An 11,049-nucleotide genomic window follows, 5' to 3' on the forward strand; every position below is an offset into this window, starting at 1 on the left:
ACATAAGTCACAAGAACATCGGGAGCCGGATGCACGGAAACGGGCACGTCCGGATCTAAATGAGAGGTGCGGGAGATAATACTCCCCATCGACTCAACCCAAATAAGGCAGGTAATCATGGATTTGCACCTTATGAGCAGATACATCGGGGTAGTCGGGAGCCAACGGTTGATGTTTACTGTTTGGCTGCTACGCTATATTATGCGGTGACAGGTCAAAACCCTACAACTTCTCTGGTTCGTAAGCTCGATAATGCTCCTTTGACTCCACCCAAAGGAATTTTTCCAAGGATCAGTGACCAATTAAATTACGCAATTATTAAGGGTATGGCGCTAGAGGCAAAAGACCGTCCTCAGTCAATGCAGGCATGGTTGGCAATGCTAGAAGCGCCAAGACCAGTGCCTCCACCGACCGTTGAGCCAGATTATAAAAGAGAAGTTGTTCACCCCGAAGTTAAGTCAGAGTCAGAGGTAATTCCAGGTAAATCAGCTACTATATTACCTAGAATTATTCCCTGGGGCTGGTTGGTTGGTGTATTATTAAGTTTCCTATTGATAGGCTACTCGTTAGCCGTGAATAACTCTGTGGCTTGGGCTTGGGCTTGGGCTGTGGCTTGGGCTGTGGCTTGGGCTTGGGCTGGGGCTTGGGCTGGGGCTTGGGTTGGGGCTTGGGCTTTGGCTTTGACTGTGGCTGGGGCTATGGTTTTGTCTGTGGCTGGGGCTTTGGCTGTGGCTTTGGCTGTGGCTTTGGCTGTGGCTGGGACTGTGCTTGGAGAGAAATTGCAAAAATTCTTTAGCAAGTTTGATACTTTTGCAATTTTGGTTGGCACTTCTTCTTTAGGGTTAGCTTTGGGATGGGCAGCAAATTGGGCTAGTAGTTTATAATACATACCTATAGCTTGATCCAGCTTTAGAAGCTAACTTGCAAAGGATGTTGTAGCGGTCATATAAGGTGAAGAAGCCTCACCTTTAAGCCATAGTCCAAAAATATTAGGCTTCTAGTTGAACGCCAAGCGATATAGTAGCGACAAACCTAGGAAAGCGTCTACGCAATTTCGCCCATTAAGTAAGTTAAAAAATGGATGGCGCAATTGTTGAGAGTTCCTTGTTTAATTCTTGCAACAACGATTCCAAAAACATCATGTCATTGGTGATATCTGAAACCTCATCATCATTTAAATTTTCTGTCTCTAACTGCTTTTGATAAGCTTCAATCCGATATTCTAGCGCCTCAACAATAAATCGAATTGCTTTAGGAGAAAAATTCACGTTCAATAACTCCCTTAATTGATTTTGTAAAATGCCTCACCAACTAACAGCAGCGCATTCTTGTAATCATCCATTCGCATAGTGTAGCTTGGTTCCCACAGCCAGTGATTGCCGTAATCATTCACCAGACGAAGTTCGTTTGGAATATCAGTTCCCTTATCCAACCTCCACCAATTTTTTCCAACTCCTTGAACTGAAAACGTTGAAATTCCGCCTGAACCTGCAACAACCAGAATATCGCCATCTTCTTCGTAAGTTTCAATGTCTTTTAAACGAATATTATCTATTCTCGAAGAAGTCGCATTTCCCATTCGGTACAAATCTATAGGAGTTTTTCTCATACCAATCAACCAAACACCTAAACTTCTGGTTCAACGCCAAGCGATCGGCTCTTTGGCTTTCCTGTTCGGCTCTTTCATCACCACTTAACAACAAATTACCTTGCAAATCCCACTTCTATCGTTGTATTTACACCATTAGGATAAACAAAATCGGGGTGATTAACACCCGCCAAATTCAGTAGTATATAAAATATATAATACAAAAAAATATATTGATTACGTAAATTTATTGACAACTATCCGAATTCAATAAACGATCGCCCGAATTCAATAAACGATCGCCCGAATTCAATAAACGATCGCCCGAATTCAATAAACGATCGCCCGAATTCAATAAACGATCGCCCGAATTCAATAAACGACTGCCCGAATTCAATAAACGACTGCTCGAATTCAATAAACGACTGCCCGAATTCAATATCGCGCTTCTTGCTTGATTGCAATATCGAACTCCTATTTAATTTTTGCGAAGCTCGGTGCGCCTTTATCTCACTTCGCTCATGAAGATTCCCTGCGATCGCCCTAATTCCTCATGCTCAATCTATGTAAAAATATTTAAAAAATGATTAACAAAGTACAAACTTATACTTGGCTATAGAGATATAAGAAAGATGAAGATAATAGACTCCCCTGAGCTAAGTTTTCTTTTTCTTGTCTAGCGCTTCCTGGATAGCTTCTCTACAGAATTGTGCAGGGTCGTCTTGTGCTTTCACTTCATCCTTCATTTTTTCAGTAGCGCGAAAACTAATAGTAGTTGATAGTGGTTCTTCTCTTTCTGATTCAAATGGTCTTAAACTTTCTGGATTACCTTTTGGATTAGGCATTGTATAGAAATGTAAACATAAGCTTGAAACACTCGTTTGCAACTGTTTAATGTTTATTTGGTGGTTGTCTAACTTTGGCGAGTACAGCAACCACCAATATCCCATTCATAATGAGACAATTCTATGTTTACACGATCGGAACTCGAAATCAAAACCATTGCTGAACTACGCTTGCTCTGTGAGCGTTATGGATTACGACCTACTGGGAAATCAGTCCAGAAGGTAAGCTATATCACATCGTTGATTGCATTTGGGGCGATCGCACTTAACCAGCTACAAGAAGGGAAAGGATTACGACGATTATCGTTTGGCAGTTTTCAGTTTATCAGCGCGGCATTAGATGAAATGAATTCTCCCACCGCCGAACAAGCAGCATTAATCAAAGCAAGCTTAGAAGGCAAGTATTTGAGCGCACCTAGTCGCTGGGAGCAGGAGAAACTGCTTAACCTCTACAAAGCTAAACTTCTGCTAGAGCAAGTTATGGACTTGCTAGCGGACTAATTTTATTAATAGCCTCGATAATCCTTCTGTCAGTCCTCTTCTTAGGGGACTTTTTTAGTAGCTCTTTTTGATTGTCTAGAAACGCTTTTCTCTAGCTCTCTAGTCCAAAGTCTAGCTTTAACCTTATGCCGAAATATTAAGCTTCTGGTTCCACGCCAAGCGATCGCAGTTGGGCAGTTAGGCGATCGGCTCTTTGTCTTTCCTGTTCAGCCCTTTGGCTTTCCTGTTCAGCTCTTTGGCTTTCCTGTTCAGCTCTTTGGCTTTCCTGTTCAGCCCGTTGGCTTTCCTGTTCGGCTCTTTCATCACCACTCAACAACAAATTACCTTGCAAATCCCACCAACGCAACCAGGGTAATTCTGCATTTTGATATTCTCCCTGCCAAATACCTAACTCAACTCCCAAGGGGGCAATCGGATAATGTCCCCGCTCGTTTGCTGTTAATAACTGATATTGTCCACCAATTAATTTATAAACTTCTACACTGGCTTTATTCACTTCATAAATGCCGTAAAAAGCCGGATGAATTACCTGTTCATAAATCCAAAATTTACCCGTCCAAGGGGTTTTGTCTCGTTCTTCGCTACTATTACCAGAGACAAACTCTAATGCAATTGATGGGGCAATAAATTCTCGCCACAGTACATAAGACCTCCGCGTTTGTCCATCAAGCAAGGGCGGTACATTTCCTACATAAAACCAATCAGGTGCTTCTGCGCCTTTTTCTGGGGGGTCTGTCAAGCGCCAGTAAATACCTAAGTCCTGACCTATACAATATTGACCTTCAGGATGTAATTGTTTGAGGACAGGTGTAATTGAGTCAGTCAGTAAAATGCTTTGGGGATGCTCTTGCCAGTTTTTCACAAACGTGCCATTAGACTCTGGTAGCTGCGTATGGTCGGGGAAAGGAGTCAGGGCAGTGGATGGGTCGGTTGCAGAGGTCATAAGACTACCTTTGCAGGAGTAAGGGTTGTTTTTTAGTTTAGCAATCAAAAGGCGGAGGAGCGCGTTTACGCACCTTTAAGCCAAAGTTTAAAAATATTAGGCTTCTGGTTCAATACCAAGCGATCGCCTCTGTAAGAGTATCGCCACCGAAAGAATGGGCAAAAATAGAAGCATGACTATATGATGAGGTGGATTATGGGTAAAGAAGAACAATTACTGGAACGCTGGCGAGAACTCACACCCGAAAAGCAGCAAAAGGTTTTGGAGTTTGTGGAAGCGTTGAAATCTGAATCAGACGTAACAGAAATTAATACAGAATATATTCCACAAACGCCTTTAGCTAAGAAGCTGTGGGAAATTCGTAATCGAGCGATCGCTTCTGGAATACAATTACTCAACGAAGCAGAAATTGAACAAGAGCTTGCTCTTCGTCGGGGTGGATACCGTGAGTCGTAAGAAGACCTACATCGACTCTGGGGTTCTCATCACTGCTTTTCAAGGTATTCAGTCAGCCAGCATTCGAGCAAACAGCATTCTCAATGACGGAAATCGGCAATTTGTGTCGAGCCAATTCGTCAAGTTAGAAGTACTGCCCAAAGCAATTTATCACCAACAGCAAGACGAAACAGACTTCTACGAAACCTTCTTCAGCGCTGTTAGCCATTGGGCAACAGACTTGGAGCAAATTACACAAGATGCTTATCAACTTTCGTGTATCTACGATTTAGCGGCGATGGATGCACTTCATATTGCCGCTGCCCTCTGGCTCAAAGCCGATGAACTGATTACCACTGAAAAGCCAACCAAACCAATGCACCGAGTTACGACAATCCAGATTATCTCGATCTAGCTTTAGCTCAAACGTGCGTAGGTGGAGTAAGGGTTGTTTTTTAGTTTAGCAATAGAAGCGAAGAAATAAACAATGCGATCGCTCCTCACAGAAAACGCTAAACTTATAGCACTAAGACACTTGTCGCCATGTCTGTCGCCCAAGATTTAGCAACCCCAGAAGATGTTATATTTCCCCCAGGGGATTTATATAGTGACGAACCGCCTTTGGAAACTGATTTACATCGGCTACAAATGACGCTACTAATCCAATGCCTTGAGTGGTTGTGGCGCAGTCGTAATGATTTTTATGCATCCGGTAATATTACAATTTACTACAGCCCCCGCCAGCGGAAGTCAGAAGATTTTCGAGGACCAGATTTTTTTGTCGTATTGGGGACTGAACGCAAAGCCCGTAAAAGTTGGGTTGTCTGGCAAGAAGGAGGCAACTATCCCAACGTAATTGTCGAACTGCTATCAGATTCTACAGCAGCAACAGACAAAAACTTAAAAAAAGAGATTTACCAAAACACCTTTCGCACACCAGAATACTTCTGGTTTGACACGAATAATTTAGAATTTGCTGGGTTTGTCTTGGTGGCTGGTAAGTATCAACCATTAAAACCCAATGATCAAGGCTGGTTGTGGAGCCAACAGTTAGAGTTATATTTGGGGATTTATCAAGACAAGTTACGTTTTTTTACGAATGAAGGAGAACTAGTTCCAACCCCAGAAGAGGTAGCACAACAGGAGACGCAACGCGCTGAACAAGAAAAACAACGCGCTGAACAAGAAAAGCAACGCAGCGATCGCTTGGCGGCAAAACTGCAAGAATTAGGGATTGATCCAAATACTATTTAGAGACTTCCTTGCATCGTTGGCAGTTGTAATTAACATAAATTGATCGCCTTCCCCGCATCCCTAAACACAAAAGCAGCTGGTTTAAACCAGCTGCTTCGGTCAAAAAGACTCAGATCCGTTTAAACTGTCACCAACTCTTTAACTGGCGCCACTCCAGCCATATCCAAAATTGGTACAATCAAATCTTCACGCTTCACCGCCATCATATGCACACCTTGACACAATTGACGCGCTATCTTGACTTGTTCGGCGGCAATTTTCATCCCTTCTTCCAGCGGGTCTTTTGCTTGCGCTAATCTATCAATAATATGGTCGGGAATATTCACACCCGGAACGCACCTATTAATAAATTGGGCATTTTTCGCCGACTTTAACAAGAAAATCCCTGCTAAAATCGGTTTCTCACAGCCTGCGGCGATTTTGTCCATAAACTTTTCTAGCCGCTCAAAATCGGTAATTAACTGACTTTGGAAAAACTGCGCTCCCGCTTGGATTTTGCGCTCAAATCGACTTTGCAAACCCGACCAACTCGCACATTGCGGATCGACTGCTGCACCAGCAAATAAATCACAAGACCCATCAGTCAAGGGTTTTTCGTTGCAATCAAAGCCGTGATTTAGCTTTTGGATAACTTGCAGCAAGCGGACTGCTTCTAAGTCAAATACGCCTTTAGCATCGATGTGATCGCCTGCTTTCACCGGGTCGCCAGTCAATGCTAAAATGTTATATATCCCCAACGCATGAGCGCCCATTAAATCGGCTTGCAAACTAATGCGATTGCGATCGCGACAAGCTAACTGACAAATCGGCTCTATGCCATTTTGCAACAAAATCGCCGAAGCCACTAACGAAGACATCCGCAGAACTGCTCTGCTACCATCAGTAATATTGACGGCATGAACCCTCCCCTTAAGAGTCGCCGCCATACTGACCATGTGCGCTGGATTACCCCCCTTGGGAGGAGTAACCTCGGCTGTTATCAAGAAATCACCTGCTTTTGCAGCTTTGCGAAAGCAAGTTAATGCTGTTTTTGACGTATCAAGCATAACTACGAGATATTAGTACCTAAGTACACGTATACCACAGCGCACTAAAAAGCGAAACCTCATGAAGGTAGAGAATAACCCAAAGCGACTTTTACTTGTGTAAGGGTAGAAAGTGCGATCGCCCCAGCTTTTTCTCGTCCAGAGCGCAAAATTGACTCTAGATAGCCTTTGTCATCCATCACCGCTTGATATTTATCTTGAATCGGCTTTAAAGCATTAATCGTCGTTTCTGTCAACAAAGGCTTAAATTGTCCCCAACCCATATCTTGACACTCAGCGGTTACTTCTTCCTTTGTTTTTCCAGAAAGCAGCATATACAGAGTTAACAAGTTGTGACACTCCGGACGCTCTGGATCGTCAAAAGTTAAACCGCGCACCAAATCGGTTTTACACTTCTTAATCTTTTTGGTGATTAAATCTGGTGGATCTAGCAAATTGATTCTACTCAAATCTGACGGATCTGACTTCGACATTTTCTTAGTTCCATCCGTCAAACTCATTACCCTTGCGCCTTCCTTGCGGATTAAAGGGTCTGGTAATTTTAACACGGGGCGATCGCCTTTGGCGAATTGATGATTAAATCGATTGGCAATATCCCGCGTCAATTCCAAGTGTTGCTTTTGGTCTTCACCCACCGGCACTTTATCAGCTTGGTAAAGCAAAATATCTGCTGCCATTAGCACCGGATAGTCCAGCAAACCGACATTGACATTTTCGCCTTGTTTGACAGCTTTTTCCTTAAACTGAATCATATCTTCTAACCAGTTCATCGGTGTAATGCAGTTTAGCAGCCAAGCAAGCTCGCTGTGAGCCGAGACGTGAGATTGGACAAAGATTGTAGAATATTCTAAATCCAGACCGCAAGCTAGATAAAGAGCCACCAGGGTGTAAGTATCAGCTGCCAGTGTTGCTGGATTGTGCGGTACAGTTATCGCATGTAAATCAGCCACAAAGAGATAATTTTCATACTCGCTCTGTCCTTCTACCCAGTTGCGAATCGCTCCCAAGTAGTTACCGAGATGATAATTGCCAGTTGGTTGAACTCCCGACAGAACGCGTTGCTTGCCCATAAATTTAAACTTATTTACCTCAAATTTGCACTATAGTAAATGTGCGATGGCGCGTTCGCGGAGCGTCTCGTTCGCGTTAGCGTCTCCGTTCGCGTAGCGTCTCCGATAGGAGAAGGAGAAGAGAAGCACCCGCCGAAGGCGATCGCAAAACTCATTTCATTTTGACATTTTCCGGCGTTAGCGCAAGTGGTTAGAGGAATGTTTAAAGCGAGCGACTTAATGATCCAAAGAATTGTAAGCTTCATTTAACTGGGCAGCTGACTTTGTGAGCAAGCGTTGTTCTTCAGCATTTATAGGTAACAAAAGTTGACGCTCAATGCCTTGTTTACCAATGATACACGGTAGCCCAAGCACAACTTCGTTTCCAACTTTGTATTCAGAATCAACTTTCACGCATACAGTGAATATCTTTTTTTCATCTTGCAGGATGGTTTCTACTAATTGACAAACCGCTACAGCTACACCATAGTTAGTACCTCCTTTGCGTTCACTTATTGCATAACCTCTTTTGCGAGTTAATTCTGTGTATTCTGCTTTCATGGTAAGAAGTGAAGTTTTTTGTGGTAAAGGAAATTCATTTAAGGGAATTACTCCAATAAATGCACTCGACCAGACAGCGAATTCACTCTCACCATGTTCTCCAATCACATAAACATGAACTTCTTGCTTGTCTACATTGAGTAGTTTACCAAGTTGATATTTCAATCTGGCAGTATCAAGAATGGTTCCTGAGCCGATAATTAAATTTTCCGGTCTGGAAGAAGTAACATGAGCAATCCGCGTCAGCACGTCAACTGGATTGCTGACAATAATTAGAATCGCATTAGGTGCAACTCGATCCAATTCCTTGATCGTCGAGCGAATAATTTCTGCATTATTGCTCAACAAATCTAATCGGCTCTGCCCTTGTTTTACTGTTGCGCCAACTGTTACTATTATGACATCACAATCCGCTAAATCTTCATACTGATTTGATGGCAATACATCCATTTGCCAAAGCAAGGGAATTGTATCTTCAATATCCCACGCTTCGCCTTCAGCTTTTTCTAATGTTCGGTCAAACAAAACGATTGTAACACCTATACGCAATAGCACCAAAGCATTCGCCACTGCTGCACCTACACGTCCTCCACCAATGATTCCCACCTTGGATGTTTTGCGACTCATTTATGCTTTTCCTTATCGGTTTGTGATAGAGTTACTAGCTGTTAAACAGCTTGTGAAAACTTAACGACTAATACTAGTTGATGCTAATTGGTGCAGACAGTATTTAATCTATATCTCAAGATGGAATTCGATACCTAAAAGTTTTATTGTGAGTTTTTTGCACAACAGTTTAGTCTCAGGCAATATTAGTAATTAGAATTATTTAAATATTTATTTACATAAATCGACAAAACGTAAGCTGGAGTTAGAGAAAGTAGCAGTAATGTAGTAATAAATCAATTTTTTCAGGGTATTTGCTCATGAAAGCTTTACTACTCTGGCCCATAATGCCTAATTCCTTCTGGTCTTACCAAGAAACGCTCGATCTGGCAGGTTTACGCTCCACAAATCCGCCATTGGGTTTAATTACAGTAGCGGCAATGCTGCCAACTGACTGGGAAATTAGATTGTGCGATCGCAATATCCGCCATGAGACAGATGAAGATTGGGCTTGGTGCGATATTGTAATCATCTCTGCAATGATTATCCAAAAAGAGGATTTTCGAGAATTGATTCAAAAAGGGGTAGCGTTAGGTAAAAAGGTTGCAGTCGGTGGTCCGTTTGCTACATCGATACCGGAATTTCCCTTAGAAGCGGGAGCGCATTATCTAATTTTAGATGAGGGTGAATGCACCATCCCCATGTTTTTAGAAGCTTTGGCACGAGGAGAAGAAAAAGGCATTTTCCGCGCTACAGAAAAACCGGATGTTACCCACACTCCCATACCCAGGTTTGACTTGTTAGACATAGACGACTACATGTCTGTCACCGTGCAATTTTCGCGGGGTTGTCCGTTCCAGTGTGAGTTTTGCGATATTATCACATTGTTTGGTCGCAAGCCGCGCACGAAGACACCAGAACAGATGCTGGCTGAATTTGAAGTATTGTATCAAATGGGCTGGTATCGTTATGTGTTTGTCGTCGATGACAACTTTATTGGTAACAAACGCAATGCCAAAGTATTTCTGCGGGCATTAATTCCGTGGATGGAAGAACGCAACTATCCTTTCCCTTTGCTGACAGAAGCTTCACTTAATCTGGCAGAAGATGACGAAATGATAGAATTGATGGTGAAGGCTGGCTTCGCTATGGTATTTATGGGCATTGAAACCCCAGATGTTGACAGTTTAGCAGGAATTCACAAAGAACAAAATACCCGTCACTCTCTAGTTGAATCGTGCCATAAGATTACACGCGCTGGATTGCAAATTATGGCTGGTTTCATTTTAGGGTTTGACGGTGAACGCACTGGTGCAGGAAAACGCATTCAGCAGTTTATTGAAGAGACTGGTATTCCTCAGGCTCATTTGGGTTTGCTGCAAGCATTCCACAATACAGCGATGTGGACTCGTCTGAAACAAGAAAATCGCTTGCTGGATGGTTTAGCTACAGGCTATCAAGGTACGTTGATTAACTTTAAAACGACTCGACCTTTAGGAGAAATTGTCACAGAATTTATCGATGCGTTCTGGAATTTATATGAGCCACTACCTTATCTTAAACGAACTTTTCGCCACTTTATGATGATGGAAGGTAGGCGTCCCAAAATCAAACGTGGGTTTACTTGGCATGAAATGCGGTTGTTTCCAGCAGTTTGCTACAGGCAGGGTGTAGTTCGTTCAACTCGGTTTTTATTCTGGCAGCAGTTGAGCGCGATCGCATTACACAAACCGCATTTATTATATGACTATTTCGTTGCTTTGTGTTTTGGCGAACATTTCTTTACTTTCCGTCATGAGGTGAAGGCAATATTAGAAGCAAAACTGAAAACTTTGAAGCAAGAAGAACAAGCAAAAGAAAAAGAAGAAGCAATTAATCAACTCTCACGTGTCTCTTAAAGCAATCATACCGTTTTCGGATTTTAAATTTTAAATTCGTAGGGTGCGTTACACTACGTTATAGCAGTTCCCATTCAGATGCGGTACAACATTATATCGTCGCGTGTAGGGGCACGGCATTGCCGTGCCCCTACGGGTGTACCTCACGTAACCGAGAATTGCTATAACGCACCATATACAGCAGATTTCAGGTTTAGGAGGTACATGCGTAAAACCTAAAACCTTGTAGAGACGTTCAGTGTGGAACGTCTCTACGTGTATTCAATAAAAACGCAATCTGCTGTATGATTCAAGTTGTTATTTTTGCAGTTCTCCATGAGCGC

General features: G+C 42.7%; 14 protein-coding genes. 6 read left to right on the forward strand and 8 right to left on the reverse strand.

Annotated elements, in window-relative coordinates; genetic code table 11:
- Positions 1-59: 59 nt before the first annotated feature.
- Positions 60-884, forward strand: a complete 825-nt coding sequence (locus AABK37_RS37005; RefSeq protein WP_432556433.1) for a hypothetical protein — start codon at positions 60-62, stop codon at positions 882-884.
- Positions 885-1,070: 186 nt separating this feature from the next.
- On the opposite strand, the gene AABK37_RS37010 is transcribed toward AABK37_RS37005, so the two are convergent.
- From AABK37_RS37010 to AABK37_RS37025, 4 genes are all read right to left on the reverse strand, one after another.
- The gene (locus AABK37_RS37010; protein ID WP_432556434.1) at positions 1,071-1,268 is read right to left on the reverse strand and encodes a hypothetical protein; all 198 of its coding nucleotides are present in this window, start codon (positions 1,266-1,268) and stop codon (positions 1,071-1,073) included.
- A 14-nt stretch (positions 1,269-1,282) separates the two neighbouring features.
- A complete protein-coding gene (locus AABK37_RS37015) occupies positions 1,283-1,579 on the reverse strand; it encodes a hypothetical protein (protein WP_432556435.1) in 297 nt (98 codons plus the stop codon).
- 266 nt (positions 1,580-1,845) lie between these two features.
- Entirely contained in the window at positions 1,846-2,052 is a 207-nt protein-coding gene (locus AABK37_RS37020; protein ID WP_432556436.1) for a hypothetical protein, read from the reverse strand.
- Positions 2,053-2,244: 192 nt separating this feature from the next.
- Positions 2,245-2,433 (reverse strand): hypothetical protein, encoded by a 189-nt coding sequence (locus AABK37_RS37025; RefSeq protein ID WP_263745781.1) that lies wholly within the window; start codon positions 2,431-2,433, stop codon positions 2,245-2,247.
- A 123-nt stretch (positions 2,434-2,556) separates the two neighbouring features.
- Between AABK37_RS37025 and AABK37_RS37030 the strand changes: the two genes are divergently transcribed.
- A complete protein-coding gene (locus tag AABK37_RS37030; protein ID WP_432556437.1) occupies positions 2,557-2,934 on the forward strand; it encodes a hypothetical protein in 378 nt (125 codons plus the stop codon).
- Positions 2,935-3,070: 136 nt separating this feature from the next.
- Here the strand turns inward: AABK37_RS37030 and AABK37_RS37035 are convergent, their stop codons facing one another.
- Positions 3,071-3,877 (reverse strand): Uma2 family endonuclease, encoded by an 807-nt coding sequence (locus AABK37_RS37035; protein WP_432556438.1) that lies wholly within the window; start codon positions 3,875-3,877, stop codon positions 3,071-3,073.
- Positions 3,878-4,057: 180 nt separating this feature from the next.
- Here AABK37_RS37035 and AABK37_RS37040 point away from each other — a divergent pair, with 180 nt between their 5' ends.
- From AABK37_RS37040 to AABK37_RS37050, 3 genes are all read left to right on the forward strand, one after another.
- Positions 4,058-4,333: a hypothetical protein gene (locus AABK37_RS37040; RefSeq protein WP_432556439.1), complete on the forward strand. Its 276-nt coding sequence runs from the start codon at positions 4,058-4,060 to the stop codon at positions 4,331-4,333.
- A complete protein-coding gene (locus AABK37_RS37045; RefSeq protein ID WP_432556440.1) occupies positions 4,323-4,727 on the forward strand; it encodes a type II toxin-antitoxin system VapC family toxin in 405 nt (134 codons plus the stop codon). Before AABK37_RS37040 ends, AABK37_RS37045 begins: the two co-directional genes overlap by 11 nt.
- 128 nt (positions 4,728-4,855) lie before the next feature.
- Complete coding sequence (locus tag AABK37_RS37050) at positions 4,856-5,566, forward strand: Uma2 family endonuclease (RefSeq protein WP_432556441.1); 711 nt, start codon at positions 4,856-4,858, stop codon at positions 5,564-5,566.
- Positions 5,567-5,685: 119 nt separating this feature from the next.
- Here the strand turns inward: AABK37_RS37050 and AABK37_RS37055 are convergent, their stop codons facing one another.
- From AABK37_RS37055 to AABK37_RS37065, 3 genes are all read right to left on the reverse strand, one after another.
- A complete protein-coding gene (locus AABK37_RS37055; protein WP_432556442.1) occupies positions 5,686-6,612 on the reverse strand; it encodes a methylenetetrahydrofolate reductase in 927 nt (308 codons plus the stop codon).
- Between the two features lie 59 nt (positions 6,613-6,671).
- Positions 6,672-7,682, reverse strand: coding sequence for a tryptophan--tRNA ligase (gene trpS / locus AABK37_RS37060; protein ID WP_432556443.1), 1,011 nt, complete (start codon positions 7,680-7,682; stop codon positions 6,672-6,674).
- 216 nt (positions 7,683-7,898) lie between these two features.
- A complete protein-coding gene (locus tag AABK37_RS37065; protein WP_432556444.1) occupies positions 7,899-8,849 on the reverse strand; it encodes an L-lactate dehydrogenase in 951 nt (316 codons plus the stop codon).
- Positions 8,850-9,148: 299 nt separating this feature from the next.
- Between AABK37_RS37065 and AABK37_RS37070 the strand changes: the two genes are divergently transcribed.
- Positions 9,149-10,726 (forward strand): B12-binding domain-containing radical SAM protein, encoded by a 1,578-nt coding sequence (locus tag AABK37_RS37070; RefSeq protein WP_432556445.1) that lies wholly within the window; start codon positions 9,149-9,151, stop codon positions 10,724-10,726.
- Positions 10,727-11,049 lie beyond the last annotated feature (323 nt).

Origin of the sequence: Tolypothrix sp. VBCCA 56010, from assembly GCF_050875635.1 — a bacterium.
In the GTDB taxonomy this organism is placed as follows: domain Bacteria; phylum Cyanobacteriota; class Cyanobacteriia; order Cyanobacteriales; family Nostocaceae; genus Hassallia.